The sequence below is a fragment of the Rhodococcoides fascians A25f genome (assembly GCF_000760935.2).
In the GTDB taxonomy this organism is placed as follows: Bacteria; Actinomycetota; Actinomycetes; order Mycobacteriales; family Mycobacteriaceae; genus Rhodococcoides.
Window position 1 is genome coordinate 4,115,116 of the sequence record NZ_CP049744.1, and the last position, 19,289, is coordinate 4,134,404.

Below are 19,289 nucleotides of genomic sequence, written 5' to 3' on the forward strand. Positions count from 1 at the left end.
GATACCGACGTAGATGGCGGTGAAGATCAGACGAAGTCGCGGAGGAACTCGATCCTGAGACGGTTGTAGTCGTCGGTCCACTGAGAACTCACAGCCATGAATCCGTGATCGAGTCTCGCCTCGTTCTTGCTGTACAGGTTCAGGCGATTGGCGACGCCCACTCTGTCCAGCTTGGCGCTCAGTTCGGCTGCCTGATCTGGGAAAGTGCCGGTGTTGCCGTCGGAGATGAAACTGGGTGGAAAGTCGGCTGTGACGTTGTCGATGACGTTCGCCTGCGCCAACAGCGCTGGGTCGGTGGTGTCGAGGTAGCTTCGGGCCGCGATGTCGAAAAAGAAACCGTTGGACGGGCTCGGTGATTGCGGTGCGCCCGCTCTACCGACATCGAGCGCAGCACTGTCGAACACGAGCGCCTTCAGAGCATTTCGGTCCATGGTGGGTTCGATGCCCAGTGCGCGCGCGTAGTCGGGATCGGTCTGCACAATGGCGTAGTTGCCCACGATGTGGCCGCCCGCACTGTTTCCGGCGAGCACGACGCGACTCATGTCGAGTCCGTACCGGTCGGCGTTCGTTTCGAGAAAGCGCATGGCCTGGCCCAGCTGGATTGTCTGCGTGGGAAAGCGGTACTGCGGCGCGAACGCGTAGTTCAGCGACACCACGTTGTAACCGGCGTCGAGCATGGGGCCGACCCACGACGCGCCGTCCGAATCTGTGGTGGGAGCACCGTCCGCTTTGTCTCCGACTATCCAGCCACCACCGTGAACCGATACGTACGTGGGCCGACGGATCGATGCATCGTTGTCCGCGATGTAGATGTCGAGAAACGAATTCGGTAGCGCCGAGCCGTATTCGACGTCGCTGGTGAGACGGGCCCCGTCGACCACAGTCGTCGCTGTCGGCGCGTCGGACTCGAAGGAGTTGCTCTGCCCCAACGCGTGCAGCGATCGAATCAGCGGTGCCGGACTGGCTGCGGTAGTTATCACCAGCGCGGAGACCACCACCGCACTCGCCGCAGCGAAACCGGCCGAAACCACGGCAACCGCCCTACGGGTACCGCCCCGACCCGAGGAGCTCGCCGAACGGCCCGCCCAAGCCGACGCGAGCAGAAAGAACCCGAGTGCAATCGCCGCGGTCAAGCACAAGACCCACAGTGCGTGAAAGCCCGTCACCAGCCATGCGACCTGAGTGACGACGGCGGCAGCACCGAGCGAAGTGCCTACGGCTGCAAGCTTCCCGGCATCGGACGAGACGAGCCATATCGCCACCACTGCCATGGCGATGACCCACAATCCCACCGCGAGCTGCTGACGGATGAGAACGAACTCGAACCACGCCAGTAGGACGCTGCCGCCACCGGTCGCTGCGAGCGCCGTTGTCATCGCACTCGTACGCTGCCTGTTTTCGATCTCGATGCCGTCCGGCACGGCCTTCCCCTCTTTGTTGCTCTCTACTGCGCAGACGCGTGACGTTGCCGGTGTAGTTCACGAACAGCATCGCCGAACTCGGCGACCGGCCCGTCCACCACGATCCCCGGCACGATCTGTTCGATGGGCGACGGTGTGATGGCGAGTGGTGCAGCGCCGAATTCTTGGAGCCACGTGAGCAATTGAGCGGTGGACGTCGCGTACACGATGCGCCCGAGCCCGACTATTCCGTGACTCGCGGCGCACATCACACAATGCTCACCAGAGGTGTAGACCGTCGCCGCTCGACGCTGAACAGGGCTCAGATTGGTAGCAGCCCAACGTGACAGAGCAATCTCGGGGTGCTGGGTTGGATCGTTCCGGTCGCCCACCCGATTCCTGTCCTCGGCCAACACTTCCCCGCCCTCCGAGACGAGCACCGAGCCGAACGGATCGTTGCCTGTCCGCACCGCGTCCGCCGCCAAGTCCACAGCACGGGCCAGGAATGTGCGGTCGCTCGAGGAGATACTCACAGCGCACCGCCGGGTGCGTCGACGATCGAAGTGTCCACGCCACGACCGTACCGGGTCGAGACGCGGAAACTCCGGGCCGGTTCGTCCCGACAACCGGGTGCCTGTTCCGGGGCACCAGCCATCGATGCTCGGTATGGTCGGCGGGTGAGCTTCTCGATACGGCCGGCCACGTCGTTCGCGGATCTGCGTGAAATCCTGGGCCCGAAGAACCCGACGTCCTCGGTCTGCTGGTGCCTGAGCCACCGAATCGATTCCGCGACCAACAGGGCACTCGTCGGCCCCGAACGCGCCGAGTACGTGAAGAAGCTGACCCGTCGAACAGTCGCGCCGGGGGTACTGGCCTACGACGGCGACGAGGTGGTCGGCTGGGCGGGGGTTGCACCGCGCTCGGAGTTACCGTTCGCGCGGTCCAACAAGATTCCGCACGTCGACGATCTGCCGGTCTGGACGGTCTGGTGCTTCCGGGTCAAGGCCGGCCACCGAAAACGCGGAATCGCACATGCGTTGTTGAACGGTGCCGTTCGGTTCGCGGACGACCATGGTGCCCCGGCGGTCGAGGGGTATCCGGTGGACAACAAGGGCCGAAAAGTCGATCTCACCATGGCATACGTGGGAACCCGCCGGCTGTTCGAGTCGGCGGGCTTCGAGTTCGCCGTCGAAACAATGTCGGTGTCGGGTGGCTTCCCTCGGGTGATCATGCGAAAAGACCTGCGCCACTGAGGTGGTGCGGTTCTACCGTTGCGCCACATCGGAATTGGACAACCACACTGGTTCACCCGGCTCGCGTCGACGCGGAGAGAAGCAGGCGCAGATCAGCAGCAGGTGGACGATCTCCAGCAGAACCGACAAGGGGTGCTCTCCTGGTACACCTCTCGTCAGAGACTGTCTCGATCTCGCCGACTCATGTTTCATCGAAACATGACAACTTCCGTGAAGGCCTACGCCGCCACCGCAGCCGACCAGCCGCTGTCCCCCATCACGATCGAGCGCCGCGACCTCGGACCACACGACGTCCGTATCGACATCGAGTTCGCCGGCATCTGCCACTCCGATATTCACACCGCGCGCGGCGAATGGGGCCCGGTACCGTACCCGCTGGTCGTCGGCCACGAGATCGCAGGAACAGTGGCCGAGGTCGGATCCGAGGTCACCACGCACGCCGTCGGCGATCGTGTCGGAGTCGGCTGCATGGTCGACTCGTGCGGCGAATGCGCCCAGTGCGTCAAGGGTCTCGAACAGTACTGCCTCGTCGGCAACATCCAGACCTACGGCGGCACCGACCGCGACGGCACGACCACCCAGGGCGGCTACTCCCAACAGGTCGTCGTCACCGAACACTTCGTGGTGAAGATCCCCGAGGGCATCGCGCTCGACGCCGCCGCGCCGCTGCTGTGCGCCGGGATCACCACCTATTCACCGCTCCGGCACTGGGTAGCCGGTCCCGGCAAGAAGGTCGCGGTGGTCGGCATGGGCGGGTTGGGCCACATGGCCGTCAAGATCGCCCACGCCATGGGTGCCGAGGTGACGGTTCTGTCGCAGTCGCTGAAGAAGCAGGAGGACGGACTTCGACTGGGAGCAAACCACTACTACGCAACCAGTGACCCCGACACATTCGAGAAGCTCGCGTCCACATTCGATCTGATCATCAACACCGTCAGCGCCTCGATCGATCTGAACGCACACCTGTCTCTGCTCGCCGTCGACGGCGCAATGGTCAACGTGGGCGCTCCCGCAGAACCCCTTCCGTTGCAGGTCTTCTCGCTCATCCCCCACCGCAGAACGTTCGCAGGATCGGCCATCGGATCGATCGCCGAAACGCAGGAAATGCTCGACTTCTGCGCCGAACACCACCTCGGAGCCGACATCGAAGTCATCTCCGCCGACAAGATCAACGACGCGTGGGAACGGGTACTCTCCTCCGACGTTCGCTACCGATTCGTCATCGATACCTCGACCCTGGTCTGATCGAGTAGGGGTAGCCGGTGCAGGCGGCGATCTGCTTGCACCGGCGACCTCGAAATTTACCGATGCGTCATCACGAAGGATGTATCAGCAGGGCGTCGCTCGATTCGACCGGCAGACTTAGGCTGGACCGCATGGACAACAAGGCAGAGGTACGCGAGTTCCTCATGACCCGCCGAGCCAGGCTTACCCCGGATGCGGCCGGTATCACGGGTGGAAGCAGCCGTCGCCGAGTCGCCGGATTACGACGAAGCGAAGTGGCAGCACTTGCCGGCCTCTCTGTCGAGTACTACGCGCGTATCGAGCGCGGTGCCATCGGCGGTGCATCGGCGTCCGTGCTCGATGCCCTCTCGCGCGCACTACAACTCGACGACACCGAACATGCACACCTTCTCGACCTTGCGCGAGCTGTGGACGGAGTACCGACCTCCGGACGTCCTCGACGTAAGGCTGCCCGCCCCGCTGCCCCGAGAATCAGCCTGCAATGGGCCCTCGATTCGATAACGGACGGGATTGCCTTCGTACGCAACCAACGTCAGGATCTGCTGGCGACGAACGAACTCGCGAAAGCGTTCTACGCCCCTGTGATCGGGGACGGTGGACGAACGCCCAACCTCGCTCGATTCCAGTTCTTGGATCCTTCGTCCCGAGAGTTCTACCCCGACTGGGACACCTTCGCCGAAATGTGTGTAGCCATCATGCGCGCCGAAGCAGGTCGCGACCCGCACGACAAGGGACTCCAAGACCTCGTCGGGGAACTCTCCACGCGCGACGATACATTCCGAAAACTGTGGGGTGCCCACAACGTTCGAACCCATGGGGCCGGCATGAAGCGCTTCAACCACCCGGTCGTCGGCGAGGTTCACCTCGCTTACGAGGCGCTCGCTATCACCGCCGATCCCGGAGCCGTCCTCATGGTGTACACCGCTGAGCCGGGCTCGCCGAGCGCGGAACGCATACGGCTGCTCGGATCATGGGCCGCAGAACGCACCGAGGCACAGCCGAAGCCCTGACACATCTGTACCGAACGTCGCCGCCGCGCCGCTCACCGCGGAACCGCGTGAAACGTCGCCGGCGGTCAATCACTGGGTCGACACCATGGTCGAGGATTTGCGGCCACCACATCGGAAGGTGCCTCGCAGGAGGCGGCGTATGGACAGTGGTTCGATCAACAAGCCGAACGCCGCGACGGTCGCCGCGATCGGCTGGCCGAGGCAACACCGTCGGTTCCGTTTCCGCTGTGGATCGTGCTGGGCATCGGAGCGTCGGCAATTCTTTCGTACATGTGCGTACAGGCGGATCGCCGCGAATCCGCTGTAGTACAAGCCGTTCCGATCGCGTTCGTATCCGCGCTCGTGGCCTCGGCTCTGGTCGTCGTCGCGTTTCTCGACCACCCGTACTCCGATTGGTCGGGCAGCATCCAACCCACCGAAATGAACGTGACGCTCCAGTTCATCGACGACGGCCACCCGGCCCCGTGCGACGAGGCCGGCAACCCCACCTGACCCGACGGATGCGCAGCACCCACTACCGCACTATCGGCATGACCTGACGCACCTTCGGATCCCGCAGATACAGCGCACCCCAAGCAAGAACTCCGACGTACACCGCGAACAAGACCGTACTGAACAACGGCTTGTCCACTCGCCAATTGGTGAGGACGGCACCACCGAGATATCCGGTCAGCAGAACCGCACCGAGAAACGCGGTACGAGGCACCAGATAGAGCACCAGGCACACAAGCAGGACGATGCCGATGACGGGCGTCATCTCGTCGCGGAGCCCCAACTCCGCAGTCGAATCTTTCACCTGCTGCACATTCAGTAGTTTGCCGACGACGTCGAAGATCAGGAATAGCGCAAGAAGTCCAGTGAGGCCCCAGCCCGCGCGGGTTGCGCGGCGTGAGTTGGTCGCAGGGGTGGTCGTCGTGGTCATGGTCGTCTCCGATGCTCGATATACAAGGTGTCGCCGGTATCGACTGCCATCGGTACGAAAACTCACCGCCGTGCGGATCACACCAGGACTGCTTCAGCGTCGATCACGAACATCCGGGTGCGAACTCACAGCCGAGACCGTCGCCCACCTGGCCGGTCCTGCTCGATGGATCGATGGTCAGGTCGTGTACGCCAACGGCGGGATCGTCTGACCCCCTTCTCGGATCTTGGGCAGCTCCACGTCGAATGCGTCCTGACTTGTCAGACTCCCGACCACGAGCGCACAATTCGTCACCATGGCACTGATCTCGAAGGGCTTCGTCGGCCGCCGACGCGGCGACGACGGGCGCACTCCCCCCGGTCAGTATCTGACCAAGGATTTTCCCGTCCTCGCGATCGGGCCCGCGCCCGTGGTCGCGACCGACACATGGTCGTTCTCGATCACCACCGAACGGGGCGAGACTCGCAGCTGGACCTGGGACGAATTCGCGGCACTCCCGCACGACACTCCAACCGTCGACATCCATTGCGTCACCAAGTGGTCGAAGCTCGATACCACCTGGAAGGGCGTGAGCCTGGACGTTCTGCTGGACGGTCTCGACACCGATGCCGGATACGTCGTGGTGCACGGCTTCGACGGCTACACCACCAACCTCCCCCTCGAGGACCTCAGGGACGGGAAGGCCTGGCTGGTCACCGAGTTCGACGGGGCTCCCCTGGCTCGCGAACACGGTGGTCCCGCAAGGCTTCTCGTTCCGCATCTGTACTTCTGGAAATCGGCCAAGTGGATCTCACGCATCGAACTCACCCTGGAGAACGAGCAAGGCTTCTGGGAGCGCGGTGGGTACCACGACTACGGAGATCCGTGGCGTGAGCAGCGGTACCAGGGCGACTGACGTGACATCGGCGGCTGGGGCGAAACCCTGGCTCGTTGCCACGGTGCAGACCGTGCGGCGTGAGACACCAACCGCGTCCACCCTGGTTCTCGACGTCGACGGATGGCCAGGCCATCTTGCCGGTCAGCACGTGGACGTCAAGCTCACCGCCGAAGACGGCTACAGCGCGCAGCGAAGCTACTCCGTGGCGTCGGCTCCCGACGGCACGTCGCGCATCGAGATCGCGGTCCAGAACGTCGCGGACGGCGAGGTGTCGCCCTACCTGGTCGAGGCCGTCGAGGTCGGCGATCGCATCGAGATCCGCGGGCCGGTGGGTCGATGGTTCGTCTGGCGGCCGTCCGAGCCCTCCGAGACACCGTCCCCGCCGATCCTGTTGGTGGGCGGCGGTTCCGGCATCGTCCCGCTCCGCGCGATGGTTCACGCGCAGGCTTCGGCGACGGGTGGACGAGTGCCTTTCCGGGTGCTGTACTCGGTGCGCGAACCCGCGGAGGTCTACTTCGCCGACGAGTGGGCTCACCCTCCGGCCGGCGTCGACGTCACCATGATCCACACGCGGCGTGCCCCTGCCGGCAACGCACGGCCCCTCGGCCGCATCACGATCGAGGACCTCGACGCCCACGGATGGCCGGCAGAGTTCGAGCCGCGGTGCTACATCTGCGGCCCCACGAGCTTCGTCGACACGGTGGCCGACATGCTGGTGGCGCGAGGCCACTCGGCAGCGAACATCCGTACCGAGCGTTTCGGACCGAGCTGAGGGAGGCCCTCCGCTCGGCACCGCGCACGCGGTAGATGAACTATCCACATTTCGACGGTCACAGTGGGGTTGGGATCCGTCCCTTCTGGATCCGGCTTCCCATACTGTCTGCAGTCATGACCATCGATCGAGTACCGGTATCCGGCGGAGACGTCGTCGTGGAAACACACACCGGGACCAGTGAGCCAGTCCTCGTGGTGCATGGGGTTTCCAGCCAGCGCATGCTCTGGAGCTGGCTGCACGCGGAGTCGCCGCACCTGACCCTCGTTGCACCGGATCTGCGCGGCAGAGGTGACAGCGTGGACGTCACGGGACTGTCATCGCTGGCCCAGCACGCAGACGATCTGGACGCCGTCCTGGATGCGTTGGGACTCGACGCCGTGCACGTGTGCGGAATGTCCATGGGCGGTTTCGTGGCAGTCGAATTCGCGGCCCGGTATCCGTCCAGAGTGAAGAGTCTCGTTCTCGTCGACGGGGGCGTTCCAGTCGCACCGCCCGCCGGTCTCACCCAGGACAACGTAGCGGCTGCTTTCGGGGACAAGATTGCGCGAACTCAGCAGCGGTGGAACAACATCGAGGATTACATCGAGTTCTTGGTGTCGACGTCGTTGCCGCTGCTCGACCCCGCCGACCCGCTGCTACGGACGTATGCCGAACACGATCTGGCCGACGGATCGATTCGACTGTCGTCGGCTGCGGTCGTCGCCGACGCCACGGACGTGTTCTTCGGCGCTTCACGATTCCGGGAACTGACCATGCCGATTCGATTCCTGCACGCGCAGTGGAGTGTTGGGGCAGATTCCGCCCCGATGTACTCACCGCAGGACATCGAAGCACTCGACCTGACGTCCATCACCCCGATGCCGGGGCTCGATCACGCAGGGACGACCATGACTGCGGTCGGTGCGGCTGCAGTGGGAGAAACGATCGACGAAGCAATCGACGCGGAGCCAGAAGGAGTCGGGCAGTTCACCGATGCGTAGCAGATGCGTCGGCCTCGAACGGTGCCCATGGGGTGTCTCGAAGCGCAGGACAGTGTTCGGGTGTCGGGTTGTGTGCAATGTCGATCATCCGATCGAGGACGTCACGCGTGGCGGCCAGATCGGCCATGGCCGCGGTGATTCGGTCTCGTTCGACTCTCATGATCTCGAAGGCCTCGGGCGAGCTCTGGCCGCTGTCTATACACGGCAGGAGTTGCAGAATCTTCCGACTCGAAAGACCAGCGGAGAAAAGTTGCTGGAGTAACTTCACGCGCTCGACGGCAGACTCAGGGTAGACGCGTTGTTCGCTGAAGGTACGTTCGGACGCCAGCAAGCCCTGCTCTTCGTAGTAGCGAAGAGCTCGCGTGCTCACTCCTGCCAGGTGTGCCACCTCGCCTATACGCATCCAGTATCTCCCTCGGAGCAATATTTCGGTTCTTGGACTTGCCCTTGACGTTAACGTGAAGTTTTAGCCTTGTCGATGTCGGACCGATCAGGACCGAAGAAACGAAAATTCGCGAAGAAAGCAAGGTCCCCATGGACTTCTCCGACCAGATCGCCCTCGTCACCGGAGCCAACCGTGGCATCGGCCGTCACTTCGTCCTCGAACTGCTCGATCGAGGTGCGGAGAAAATCTACGCGTCAGCTCGCAGACCCGAAATGCTCGACTTCGACGACAACCGGGTGGTGCCGTTGACGCTCGACTTGCTCGACAGCGAATCGGTGAGAGCGGCGGCGTCGACGGCGTCCGATGTCACTCTGCTCGTCAACAATGCGGGCATCTCCACCGGCGCCGCGCTCGTCACCGGTGACCTCACCGAGGTTCGACGCGAGATGGACACACACTTCTGGGGCACACTGCACGTCATTCGGGCATTCGCCCCGGTACTCGCAGCACAGGGTGGCGGCTCGATCGTCAACATCTTGTCGGCTCTATCTTGGTTCGCCACAACGGGATCCGGGGCCTACTCTGCCGCGAAGGCCGCCGAATGGAACATGACGAACGGTGTACGCCTGGAACTTGCACCGCAAGGAACATTCGTACAGGGCGTACTTCTCGGCGCTGCAGATACCGACATCGCCGCCGGCTACGACGGACCGAAGATCGATCCCCGCACAGTGCCGCGTGCCGCCCTGGACGGTCTGGCGGCCGGCTCCATCGAAATCATCGTCGACGAATGGACCGCTATGGTGAAGTCCTCTCTCGCCGGCGATCCCGCAGCTTTCTATGCACAGATGGCCGAACTACTCGGAGCGAACTGACTTTCCATCCCAACTCCCGACCCCCAACCGAAAGGCACTGGGCGGGGCCATATGGATTCGATCCGAGAACTGTGGGGTGCACCGAACCGTTCGGTCAGGCGGAAGGGATGTGAGCGGCGAGGTGTCGCACTACGGAACCGCTCTTTTCACGCTCCCCTAGGTTCGATCCCGAGCCAGAATGCGTTCGAGGTAGTCGAGGTCCTCGCGGAGCATGGAGATGGCCCGTTCGGGCCCCTCGGGTACGACGGGCTTGCCGCTGTCCTGGGCAACGGTGCGCAGTGCCATGTCGGCGAGTTGGACGGCCACGCTCCGATCGGCGTCCGGATCACCGCTCTGATGCCACCAGGCGACCCAGTTCAGCATGCCGATGATGCCGAGTGCCGCAGTACGCGGATCGACGGGTCTGAATTCCCCTGCCTTGACGCCGCTTTCGACGACCGTCACGAACTCCTTGAGGACGTGACGTCGACTCTGCTGGTAGGTCCGAGAAATCTCTTCGGGGAGGTCGGCTTCCGACCTGATGATGAGCTTGAAGCGATCGGCGGTTTCAGCTTGGTTCAGGGCGATCGCGGTGGCCATCTTGCGAAGCTTCTCGGTGGGACCGAGATCGGATCGCTCGTTGATCTGGTGCAGAACTGCGGCAGGCGTCTCGGTGCTCTCACTGATCAGGCGCGACAGCAACTCGTCCTTGTTCGCGACGTAATGATAGAGCGCCGGCCGGGTGAGGCCCGTTGCGTCGGCGATGTCCTGGAGGGTCGTGCTGGCAAAGCCCTTCTCTGCGAACAACCGCGTGGCCTGGTCGAGAATCTGCTTCTCGACCAGCTCCCGACGCGGATTACGCGCCGCTCCTCGCTGTGAGTCCTCGCGTGTCATGACCGAAGAATAACCGTCGCTGACGTCAACGACCGACAGACACGAGGTGGGTGCGCGCACCGACCAGACCTGCCACCGCGTCGGGCATCCACTCTTCCGGTACGTCGACGACAACGAGTGCACTGGTGCTGCGCATCATTCGCTCCGCGACATCGAGTCGGGTCAGGACGTCATCACGCTCGCCGGACCCGGTCAGCCACACCGTGGTGCTTGCCCTGCACTCGTCGACAATGGCCGTGGCCTTCTCGTTCCACGCAGATTCGACGTCCACCGAGACCACCGTTGTCGTCGGCTCTTCGCGAAGATCGGACGGGGCGAATCGGTCGGGAAATAGCCGCCCGCCATGTTCGACGGGCCGCGAGAGGATCCAGCGCGACACGTCGACAGGAACCTCCGAGTCTGCGGCAACCTGCGCGTAGCTCGCGATTCCCTTCCACGCCACCTCGGGAGCAGACTCGAGGAATCGCTCCAGGCCGACCTTTCCGGCGCGCGTCATGTACGCCACCATCAGTTGCTCCACGGGCAGATCCATCCGTTGCGGGAAGGATTCCCACCACTGTTCACTGCGCACGGCAATCTGCTGGAGGTGTTCGACTGCGGGGCGACGCACCCGTTCGTACTCGGTGAGGGCATCGCCGACGGTCGCAGCCGACGCCAGTGCAGCATCGAGGGCGATGGCATCTTCCATGGCCAACTTCGTTCCCGATCCGATCGAGTAATGGGCGGTGTGAGCGGCGTCCCCGAGGAGAACGACGTTGTCCACCGACCACTTTCGGCACTTGACGGTTCGAAACTGCATCCACCTGGTCCGGTTTCCGATGAGCCTGTGATCCTGGAGGGTGTCGGCAAAGGCCGTCTCGAGGTAGCGCAACGACGCCTCGTCACTGTCGGTCGGGTCGGTGGCAGCCGTCGTGACGTCGAAGCCCGCGCGGTGCCACGTGTCGAGATCCGTCTCGATCAGGAACGTACTGCGATCCGGCGCATAGGGATACGCGTGTGCGACGAAAGTGCCGTGCTCGGTGGTGACGGGTACGAAAATGGCGCTTGCCAGTGCGAAATCCGTTCCACACCAGAGGTAGAGGCCGGTTCCGGTGCTGATCTCGGTGCCGAACCCCGGGTCTGCAGTTCGCGTTGCGCTGTTGATTCCGTCCGAGGCGATGACGAGGTCGACATCGAGATCGCCCGGTTCACGGCGTTCGCCGAATTCGAGCCGAACCCCTGCGTCACGCGCTTGCTCCTGCAGGACGGACAGCAGCGAGGTACGGGCCACAGCGAGCAGATCACCATGAGCCAACCGGGCGATCGACTCCCCCACCTGCATCGACATCTCGTGTGAATACGCCTGAGCAACAATTGCATCGAGTGACGCAGCGTCGGCCCGACGTAGATTCCGCTGCGTCCGTGAGGCGAGGCCGACTCCGAACCCGAACGTGGTGTCCGGTGAACTCTGTTCGTAGACGGTGATCTCCGCGGAGGGGTTGGACAGTTTCAGCAATCGTGCGGCGTAGAGGCCACCGGGGCCCCCGCCGATGACTGCGACGCGGTCGAGTTTCATCGTTGCCTCTCGAGCTTCGCGGCGATGTCCAGCCGCAAACGCTTCTTGTCGATCTTGTTGACGTTGGTTCGGGGAAGCGCGTCGAGCCATTCGAGGCGCTCCGGCCATTTGAACTTGGCCACACCGAGTCCCGTGAGATGGTCCTGCACGTCGGCCATCGTCAACGGGGCCCCGTCGGTGACGAGATACGCGCACGTCTTCTCGCCGAGTCGAGGGTCGGGCATCGCGACGACGGCCGCGCCCACGATGGCCGGATGGTCGAGCAGCAGAAGCTCCACTTCCTCGGCGTTGATCTTCTCGCCGCCGCGGTTGATGAGGTCTTTGATGCGCCCCTCGATCGTGACGTACCGCTCGCCGTCGACGACGGAGATCGACGCCAGATCACCGGTGCGGTAGAAGCCGTCGGTGGTGAAGGCAGTTCGATTGTGCTCGGGGGCACCGAAATACCCGGTGATCGTGTACGGCCCGCGGCAACACAATTCACCGACTTCCCCGTCGGGAACCTCGATCTCCGTGCCGGGATCGAGAATGCGCACCTCGTCCTCCGCGCAGACAGGCGTGCCGACGGTGGTGATTCGAGCGTCGCGAGGGGCGGCGACCGGGGTGACGGTGAGCAGCCCCTCGGACATCCCGAACAGCTGACCCGCCCAATGATCTCCGCCGTCGTCGACTCGGTCCATTAGTGCCGGTGACACTTTGGCACCGGACAGGATCACGTGCCGCAAACGCTCACGCACGCGATCGAACTCGGGACTCGACACGGCCTGGTAATGACCGTGGCCGATCAACACCTCGGTGGCTTCCGCGCGCTCCATCAGGTCGAACGCCGATCCGACGTCGGCGGTCGCGAGTACGAGGCACGCACCGACCGAATGCGAGGCGTGCAGACCGCAGGCAATCCCTGCGTTGTGCACGATGGGGATCAGATGGGCAACGCGGCTGTCCGCGGTCCATTCGAGCCGTTGGGCGTACATGAGTGCGTTGTTCCAGTACTCGGCATGGATCCGTGGAATGACCTTGGGCACTCCCGTTGTCCCGCCGGACAATTGGAATGCAACCACATCCTCGGGATCCGTCTCGGCCTCGATGGCGTCGACGAGAGCTCGGGCCTCGGTGGGATCGATGTCGAGACCGAGGTCCTCCACGCGCAGTTCGTCGGTGTCCACCGCCCCGACTGTGACCACGTGGCGAACGGTCTCGCTGCCCGCGGCATGTTCGTGGGCGAACGAGACCAGATCGAACGACGGCAGGCCGGCCTCGACGATATGCGCGACCGCGCCCACCGCAGCACCGATGTGCGCGATCTCGTGCATTCGGTGCGCGGCCAGTGTGGCGACCGGAACCAGTCCGGCCTTGACGCAGCCGTACCAGGCCAGCACCGTCTCCAGCCGGTTCGTCAGTTGGAACAACACAGGGTCCAGGCGCGCCAGCCCCAGTCGCACCAAGCCTGCAGCGATGGCATCGGTCCGACGGTCGAGTTCGGCGAACGTCATCGCCCCCTCGGCGCTGATGATCGCGAGCCTGTCGGGATACCGAAGAGCGATGTCGCGGAACCGGCGACTTGTGGGAAGTGAACTCCACGAACCACTCCGGCGGTACTGCTGCGCGCGATCCTCCGGGTATCCCACGAGCCGGCCGTCCCAGTCCGAGTGGGTCGCGTCGGTGGTCACCGTCATCGTTCGGCCACCGCCGGGAGCAATCGTGAGATCTCCAACGAATGATCGGGGTGATCGGCCGGGACGATTCCCGAGTACACGGCCGTCCAGCATCCCGGGCAGCACAGCTGACGGAACACGATGGGCGTGTCGACGTAGATGGACGGATCCGACGTCACCTGCGGCCCCGCCGCCGAGGACGGCCCCTCGTACCGAGCCAGATCCAATACGCCGCTGGTCTTCTCGTCACCGAGCAGTCGACCGCACTGTGCACAGGCGATGACCCGAACGTCCCCGACGGTCACCTCGGACAGGTTGTCGTCGAGCCTGCGGGCAAGCGAGAGATCCATGATGGGAGCATCGGCGTGCTGGGTGGACCGCGTCCGTCGCTCGTCGATCATCTCTCGACGTCGTTGCGCAGTTGCTACCTCGTCCACCTTTCCCGCGTCGATCACCACGCCGTAGACCTCACTGGCACCGTCGGCAGTGACCTTGCCTTCACGCAGATCGACGCTGACCGCGGCCGGATCACGATGCAGCGGATCTCCGTAACCGCCGCCGCCCTGCCAATGCATGTACAGCACCTCACCGGGAGCGACATAGCTTTCGGCGTAGCACGCGCCGAATTCCTTTCCGCCGCCGAGCTCGTCGAGGGCTCCGGGGATTTTTCCCGCCGCGAACTGCTCGATGACGTCGGTACTGCGCGCCAGAATTTCGAGTCCGGTGTTGCCGGGGTATCCGCCGGCGAGTCCGTTGTTCTGCGCCACTGCTTTACCCGCCGAGGCGAGGACGAGGCCCATCGGAAGCGAAGTGCCGTACGGCGTGACCGCGAGCGATGCACTCACGCCACCGCGTTGACGACCGGGTCCACCGGAGTCGGGTTCTTCACGACGCCACAGTGTGAGCAGCGGGTAGAGGAACTCGGTCATTTCCGTATCGGGAATGCGCCCCATCGGAATACAGAAGAGTCCGCCGGTGTCCATGCCGTCGGCGGTCGGGCGCGCGCCGTAACCGCCTGCCATCGGTTCCATCATGATGTTGAGGAACGGAACGGGTTGCTCTCCACGTTCGTCGAGGCCTGCGATCACGGCGGTGTCCCAGGTACCGCAGCACGCGGCCTGCACGCTCTTGCCGAGGTCGACCGATCGATCGAGCATCTGCGACAGGCATTCGGCGATGAGTGTTCCCGTCAGCCAAGCGGGCCCGATGGGACCACGGCTGACCGCCGCCGGGAAGCTCGCGTTGTTGATGGTGCCCTCTTCGGACACCAGGTCGAAGCACCGCATCAATCCGCCTGCAGACCAGGGAATGTCGCCCGCGAGGATCGGAAGCAACGCGAGCATGACGCCGCCGCGCATACCTGCGTACGTGCAGTTGATGACGCCCGTCTGCTTGTCGGTGCCGGTGAAGTCGAACGTGAGATGGTCGTCGGTCTTGCTCATCGCGACGGTGATCTTGTGAACCTCGCGGTCACCGATGTGCGACTGGTCCTGGTAGCCGGTGGCCTTCCATGTCCCGTCGGGCAGCGAGGAGAGCTTGCTGCGAAGGCGCACTTCGGCGTCGGTCATCATGCGCTTCATGACGGCTTTGACGGTGTCGGCACCGTACTGCTCGATGACGGCCAGCATGCGGTTGCGGCCTACGGTGTTCGCGCCGATCTTGGCGCGCAGATCGAGCCCGACCAGCATGGGAACACGGGAGCGTCGAACCCAGAGATCGGCGACGTCGCGCTGTAGCTCGTAGTCGCGGACGACCTTGACCGGTGGAGTCGGAAGCGACTCGGAGAACACGTCTTTCGCCGACGGGTCGAACGATCCGAGTCCGGAACCGCCGAGGTCGGGTTCGTGGCAGATCGCGCTGGTCCAGGCGAACAGCTTGCCCTCGTGAAAGATGGGCTGGTAGACGATGACGTCACTCTGATGCAGTCCCCCGCCGACCCATGGGTCGTTGCAGAGGAACATGTCACCCTCCACGATTCCCGGGTTGGTGGCGCGGTGCTGCAGGGTCCAGTAGATCGCCAGGTCGACGGCTCCGACGAGCATGGTGTTGTAGAGGCCCACCTGAACCTCTTGTCCCAGTTCGTCACTGATCGCGAAGTCGAAATCGTTCGCGTCGGTGACGATGGGTGAGCCCGACATTCGTTTGAGTGCCTCGCCCATCTCGTCGGTGACCGACCAGAGTCGGTGCCGGATGACCTCGTAGGTCAGCGGGTCGAGATCGTCGATCTGCTGCTGGGTGACGGTGTGCACCGGCAGAGTCGGCGGGAGGCTACGGGCGAGGGCGTCGGGGTCGACGGGGCGAGACGAGAAGATCTCGGACCCTGGAATTGCGGATGTCATGGTTCGGTTCTCCTGTGGTCTCAGCCGGCGACGATGTTGAGGTTGCCGAGGCGGTCGACGGTTCCGGTGGTGCCGTGCGGGACGACGACAGTGGTCGTCGGGACTTCGACGATGGCGGGGCCGGCGAGCACATGCCCGGCGGCGAGCTTGCTGTAGTCGTAGATGTCGGTGTCGACGTATCCGATTCGCCCGTCCAGGTTGACCTTTCGGGTACCGATGCGAGCGACCGAGGCATCGGCGGAATCGGCCGACTTCAGCTCGGGGAGGGTCGGCGAGAACGGCAGGACGCCGGTTGCGCGCACGCGATAGGTGATCGCCTGAATACCTGCTTCACGGAAGCCGCTGTCCTTCCCGTAAAGGTCGGCGTAGCGCTGTTCGAAGAGATCGGAGGCGTGCGCGACGCTGGACGAGTCCAGCGAGCCTTCGGGAATGGTTGTGGCAACCTCTGCCAACTGCATCGTGTACCGCATGTCGATTTCACGTTCGACCTGGACAGACGTGAAATTGAGTCCCTGTCGACCGAGGGCTTCGCGGACGCGCTTCTCGAGGCCGTCGAAGTTCGCTTCGGCGCGGGCCGGGTCGAGCGGCATCGCAGCCGGGTCGGACAACTCGGCCGCGAGCACGATGTTCGACGACGCAAGACCGTAGGCCGAGAACGCCGATGCCACCTGCCCGAGCGGAACGATGACTTCCTTGACGCCGACCTCTGCTGCATAGGCGGCGCAATGCGATGGGCCGGCTCCGCCGAATGCATAGAGAACGAAGTTGCGCGGATCGTGCCCGGCTTCGACGACGGTCTTGCGCAGGAGATCGCCTGTCTGTGCGTTCTGCACGGCGTAGATCGCGGCCGCCGCGGCCTCGATCGACAGACCGAGCGGTTCGGCGATGCGGCGTCGAATAGCCTCGCGCGCAAGCTCTTTGTCGAGTGGTTTGCGACCACCGAGCAGTCCGCGTTCGGGGAGAATACCGAGGACGAGATTGGCGTCGGCATTGGTGGGTTCGGTGCCACCCTGCCCGTAACACGCAGGTCCGGGTACCGCCTGAGCGCTGTGCGGCCCGATCTGGAGGTTGCCGCCGGCATCCACCCACGCGATGGCACCGCCGCCGGAGCCGATGGCGTGCACCTGCAGGGTGGGCACGTTGATCGGGTGATGATTGATGATGGTGCTCGACGCACGCACCGGCTCACCGTCCACGACGAGGCCGACGAGGAAGGTGGTTCCGCCGACGTCGGTGGCGATGATGTTCTTGTGTCCGAGCTGCTTTCCGAGGGATACGGCTCCGACCACGCCGCCGGTCAACACGGATCCGACGGTGCTGATGGCGTTCTTCGGGGCCTCGGCTGCCGCAACGGCACCACCGTTGCTCTGCATCACCAGCAATGGGCCGGCGAGGTCGAGGGCACGCAGCTTCTTCTCCAACGAGCCGAGGTAATCGCGCAACCCCGGACCGATCTGCGTACTCATGATCGTCGTAGCGTTCCGCGCGAACTCACGAATGCGCGGGCTCACTTCGGAGGACAGCGAGACGAACATGTCGGGGTCGATCTCGTGGACCAGCTCGCGAATGCGTTGCTCGTGCACAGGGTTACGGAACGACCAGAGCAGCGAGACCGCAATTCCGGAGACGCCGTCGTCGACGAGGCTTCGGATGGCGACGCGCGCGGAATCCTCGTCCAGCGCGACGACGACCGTTCCGTCACGGTCGAGGCGTTCGGTGACCTCGAGTGCATGTCGCTTGGGGACGAGACCGTGGGACTTGCTCTGTCCCAACACGTTCTGCAGTTGCTCGGGAGAGCCACCGAGGTACCGGCCCTCGACGTTCATGATGTAGATCGAATCCCGATGCCCCTTGGTGGTCAGGAACCCGACCGGCGGGACGTTGCCCATCACCAGAGCATTGAGCGAGGACGTGGTGCCGTGCGCGATGTGGTGGGTGTTCGCGAGCATTTCCTGCACCGGGCATCCGAGTTGTTCGGCCAACGCTTCGAGAACGTCGATGACCCCCTGGGAATAGTCGGGTGGTGTCGAGGGCGCTTTTGCAGCGACCACGGTGCCGGAACTGTCGTCGAGTACTGCGTCCGTGAACGTTCCGCCGACGTCCACTCCGATCACATAGGTCATGCCGGTGTGCTCCTTAGGTCCGAGTCGAAGACGTTCTGGCGTGTGAGAGCGAAACACTCTCGAACACTGCTTACGTCTGCGTCGAGTATTCGACGTGACCGACGACATGTCAAGCGTGAATGTGAGTGCTGCCACCTTCCTCGATACTGCCCGACCGGACTCCCGGATCCGATTCCCCAGCTCCAGGCCGCTTGACGAATCGTCGTATACGTCGAATACTCGTCATCAACGTCAATTACTGAAAGGCAGTTCATGAGTATTCATCGTGTGGGCTTGGTCGTACCGAGCTCCAACGTCACCGTGGAAACGGAGATGCCCGCCCTGTTGGCGCGACATCGAGATGCCCGGTTCTCGTTCCACTCCTCGCGCATGCGCATGCAGGCCGTGTCGCCGGAGCAACTGCGGGCCATGAACGCCCAGCGCGAACGGTGCATCCTCGAGTTGGGCGATGCCGGAATCGACGCAATTCTCTATGCATGCCTCGTCGCTCTCATGGTCGCCGGGCCCGGGGAACACCAACGGGTCGAGGGGCTCATCGCGGAACAACTCGCCACGGGCGGATCCGATGCAGCCGTCAGGTCGAGTGCGGGAGCACTCGTGGAAGGCCTGCGGGCTCTGGACGCGAAGAACATCGTTCTCGTGACGCCGTACATGCGACCGCTCGCCGAGAAGGTGGTCGAGTACATCGAGGCCGAAGGCATTCGCGTCCTCGATTGGCGTGCACTCGAAGTGTCCGACAACGCCGAAGTCGGCTGCATCCCTGGCGAACGAGTCATGGACGCGGCACGGTCCTTGGATCTCACAGGTGCCGACGCCCTGGTGATTTCCGCGTGCGTACAGATGCCGTCCCTTCCGCTCGTCCAGGCTGCCGAGGACGAATTCGGCATCCCCGTTCTGTCGGCCGCGACGGCAGGCGCCTACAGCCTGCTCCGTGCGCTGGACCTACCCGTCGATCTTCCGGACGCCGGCTCACTGCTCCGGGCAGACGCCGTCGTCACCTCCTAGATCGTCACTTTCGTAGA

General features: G+C 63.9%; 19 protein-coding genes. 10 read left to right on the top strand and 9 right to left on the bottom strand.

Annotation, left to right across the window (positions count from 1 at the left end; all coding sequences use genetic code 11):
* Positions 1–26 precede the first annotated feature (26 nt).
* Positions 27–1,376: an alpha/beta hydrolase gene (locus tag BH93_RS19160; protein WP_037176325.1), complete on the bottom strand. Its 1,350-nt coding sequence runs from the start codon at positions 1,374–1,376 to the stop codon at positions 27–29.
* A 68-nt stretch (positions 1,377–1,444) separates the two neighbouring features.
* A complete protein-coding gene (locus tag BH93_RS19165; protein ID WP_037176323.1) occupies positions 1,445–1,933 on the bottom strand; it encodes a nucleoside deaminase in 489 nt (162 codons plus the stop codon).
* Between the two features lie 144 nt (positions 1,934–2,077).
* On the opposite strand from BH93_RS19165, the gene BH93_RS19170 reads away from it, so the two are divergent.
* The 4 genes from BH93_RS19170 (at position 2,078) to BH93_RS28380 (ending at position 5,400) form a co-directional block, all read left to right on the top strand.
* Positions 2,078–2,653 carry a GNAT family N-acetyltransferase gene (locus BH93_RS19170; protein ID WP_037176322.1) on the top strand — a complete coding sequence of 192 codons (576 nt, stop codon included), beginning with the start codon at positions 2,078–2,080 and terminating at the stop codon, positions 2,651–2,653.
* Positions 2,654–2,851: 198 nt separating this feature from the next.
* Positions 2,852–3,898 (top strand): NAD(P)-dependent alcohol dehydrogenase, encoded by a 1,047-nt coding sequence (locus BH93_RS19175; protein WP_037176320.1) that lies wholly within the window; start codon positions 2,852–2,854, stop codon positions 3,896–3,898.
* A gap of 131 nt (positions 3,899–4,029) precedes the next feature.
* Entirely contained in the window at positions 4,030–4,908 is an 879-nt protein-coding gene (locus BH93_RS19180) for a helix-turn-helix transcriptional regulator (protein ID WP_037176318.1), read from the top strand.
* 72 nt (positions 4,909–4,980) lie between these two features.
* Positions 4,981–5,400 (top strand): bestrophin-like domain, encoded by a 420-nt coding sequence (locus BH93_RS28380; protein ID WP_442981237.1) that lies wholly within the window; start codon positions 4,981–4,983, stop codon positions 5,398–5,400.
* Positions 5,401–5,422: 22 nt separating this feature from the next.
* Here the strand turns inward: BH93_RS28380 and BH93_RS19190 are convergent, their stop codons facing one another.
* The gene (locus BH93_RS19190; RefSeq protein WP_032404162.1) at positions 5,423–5,830 is read right to left on the bottom strand and encodes a DoxX family protein; all 408 of its coding nucleotides are present in this window, start codon (positions 5,828–5,830) and stop codon (positions 5,423–5,425) included.
* A gap of 70 nt (positions 5,831–5,900) precedes the next feature.
* Here BH93_RS19190 and BH93_RS27995 point away from each other — a divergent pair, with 70 nt between their 5' ends.
* The 4 genes from BH93_RS27995 to BH93_RS19210 all read left to right on the top strand — a co-directional run bounded on the left by BH93_RS27995 (position 5,901) and on the right by BH93_RS19210 (position 8,462).
* Complete coding sequence (locus BH93_RS27995) at positions 5,901–6,041, top strand: hypothetical protein (RefSeq protein WP_242459013.1); 141 nt, start codon at positions 5,901–5,903, stop codon at positions 6,039–6,041.
* A gap of 84 nt (positions 6,042–6,125) precedes the next feature.
* Positions 6,126–6,725, top strand: a complete 600-nt coding sequence (locus BH93_RS19200) for a sulfite oxidase-like oxidoreductase (protein ID WP_037176316.1) — start codon at positions 6,126–6,128, stop codon at positions 6,723–6,725.
* A 1-nt stretch (position 6,726) separates the two neighbouring features.
* Positions 6,727–7,479, top strand: a complete 753-nt coding sequence (locus tag BH93_RS19205) for a ferredoxin reductase (protein WP_037176314.1) — start codon at positions 6,727–6,729, stop codon at positions 7,477–7,479.
* A 116-nt stretch (positions 7,480–7,595) separates the two neighbouring features.
* Positions 7,596–8,462, top strand: coding sequence for an alpha/beta fold hydrolase (locus BH93_RS19210; RefSeq protein WP_037176312.1), 867 nt, complete (start codon positions 7,596–7,598; stop codon positions 8,460–8,462).
* Here BH93_RS19210 and BH93_RS19215 read toward each other — a convergent pair.
* Complete coding sequence (locus BH93_RS19215; protein WP_037176308.1) at positions 8,449–8,865, bottom strand: MerR family transcriptional regulator; 417 nt, start codon at positions 8,863–8,865, stop codon at positions 8,449–8,451. The genes BH93_RS19210 and BH93_RS19215 overlap by 14 nt on opposite strands.
* Positions 8,866–8,996: 131 nt before the next feature.
* Between BH93_RS19215 and BH93_RS19220 the strand changes: the two genes are divergently transcribed.
* Entirely contained in the window at positions 8,997–9,722 is a 726-nt protein-coding gene (locus tag BH93_RS19220; RefSeq protein ID WP_037176305.1) for an SDR family oxidoreductase, read from the top strand.
* Positions 9,723–9,878: 156 nt separating this feature from the next.
* On the opposite strand, the gene BH93_RS19225 is transcribed toward BH93_RS19220, so the two are convergent.
* From BH93_RS19225 to BH93_RS19245, 5 genes are read right to left on the bottom strand one after another with little or no spacing between them, the layout of a single operon-like run.
* A complete protein-coding gene (locus tag BH93_RS19225; RefSeq protein ID WP_052047820.1) occupies positions 9,879–10,595 on the bottom strand; it encodes a TetR/AcrR family transcriptional regulator in 717 nt (238 codons plus the stop codon).
* A gap of 25 nt (positions 10,596–10,620) precedes the next feature.
* Positions 10,621–12,150 carry an FAD-dependent monooxygenase gene (locus BH93_RS19230; protein WP_037176304.1) on the bottom strand — a complete coding sequence of 510 codons (1,530 nt, stop codon included), beginning with the start codon at positions 12,148–12,150 and terminating at the stop codon, positions 10,621–10,623.
* Positions 12,147–13,826 carry a (2,3-dihydroxybenzoyl)adenylate synthase gene (locus BH93_RS19235; protein WP_037176303.1) on the bottom strand — a complete coding sequence of 560 codons (1,680 nt, stop codon included), beginning with the start codon at positions 13,824–13,826 and terminating at the stop codon, positions 12,147–12,149. Before BH93_RS19235 ends, BH93_RS19230 begins: the two co-directional genes overlap by 4 nt.
* Positions 13,823–16,144 carry a hydantoinase B/oxoprolinase family protein gene (locus BH93_RS19240; RefSeq protein WP_037176302.1) on the bottom strand — a complete coding sequence of 774 codons (2,322 nt, stop codon included), beginning with the start codon at positions 16,142–16,144 and terminating at the stop codon, positions 13,823–13,825. Before BH93_RS19240 ends, BH93_RS19235 begins: the two co-directional genes overlap by 4 nt.
* Before the next feature lie 20 nt (positions 16,145–16,164).
* Positions 16,165–18,267 carry a hydantoinase/oxoprolinase family protein gene (locus BH93_RS19245; protein ID WP_037176301.1) on the bottom strand — a complete coding sequence of 701 codons (2,103 nt, stop codon included), beginning with the start codon at positions 18,265–18,267 and terminating at the stop codon, positions 16,165–16,167.
* A gap of 252 nt (positions 18,268–18,519) precedes the next feature.
* On the opposite strand from BH93_RS19245, the gene BH93_RS19250 reads away from it, so the two are divergent.
* Positions 18,520–19,272 (top strand): maleate cis-trans isomerase family protein, encoded by a 753-nt coding sequence (locus tag BH93_RS19250; RefSeq protein WP_037176300.1) that lies wholly within the window; start codon positions 18,520–18,522, stop codon positions 19,270–19,272.
* Positions 19,273–19,289: the final 17 nt, after the last annotated feature.

Excerpts from the sequence above, each read along its gene's own strand:
- BH93_RS19160 (WP_037176325.1), bottom strand. The coding sequence starts at position 1,376 with ATGACAACGGCGCTCGCAGCGACCGGTGGCGGCAGCGTCCTACTGGCG.
- BH93_RS19175 (WP_037176320.1), top strand. The coding sequence starts at position 2,852 with ATGACAACTTCCGTGAAGGCCTACGCCGCCACCGCAGCCGACCAGCCG.
- BH93_RS19180 (WP_037176318.1), top strand. The coding sequence starts at position 4,030 with ATGGACAACAAGGCAGAGGTACGCGAGTTCCTCATGACCCGCCGAGCC.
- BH93_RS19190 (WP_032404162.1), bottom strand. The coding sequence starts at position 5,830 with ATGACCACGACGACCACCCCTGCGACCAACTCACGCCGCGCAACCCGC.
- BH93_RS19200 (WP_037176316.1), top strand. The coding sequence starts at position 6,126 with ATGGCACTGATCTCGAAGGGCTTCGTCGGCCGCCGACGCGGCGACGAC.
- BH93_RS19210 (WP_037176312.1), top strand. The coding sequence starts at position 7,596 with ATGACCATCGATCGAGTACCGGTATCCGGCGGAGACGTCGTCGTGGAA.
- BH93_RS19215 (WP_037176308.1), bottom strand. The coding sequence starts at position 8,865 with ATGCGTATAGGCGAGGTGGCACACCTGGCAGGAGTGAGCACGCGAGCT.
- BH93_RS19220 (WP_037176305.1), top strand. The coding sequence starts at position 8,997 with ATGGACTTCTCCGACCAGATCGCCCTCGTCACCGGAGCCAACCGTGGC.
- BH93_RS19225 (WP_052047820.1), bottom strand. The coding sequence starts at position 10,595 with ATGACACGCGAGGACTCACAGCGAGGAGCGGCGCGTAATCCGCGTCGG.
- BH93_RS19230 (WP_037176304.1), bottom strand. The coding sequence starts at position 12,150 with ATGAAACTCGACCGCGTCGCAGTCATCGGCGGGGGCCCCGGTGGCCTC.
- BH93_RS19235 (WP_037176303.1), bottom strand. The coding sequence starts at position 13,826 with ATGACGGTGACCACCGACGCGACCCACTCGGACTGGGACGGCCGGCTC.
- BH93_RS19240 (WP_037176302.1), bottom strand. The coding sequence starts at position 16,144 with ATGACATCCGCAATTCCAGGGTCCGAGATCTTCTCGTCTCGCCCCGTC.
- BH93_RS19245 (WP_037176301.1), bottom strand. The coding sequence starts at position 18,267 with ATGACCTATGTGATCGGAGTGGACGTCGGCGGAACGTTCACGGACGCA.
- BH93_RS19250 (WP_037176300.1), top strand. The coding sequence starts at position 18,520 with ATGAGTATTCATCGTGTGGGCTTGGTCGTACCGAGCTCCAACGTCACC.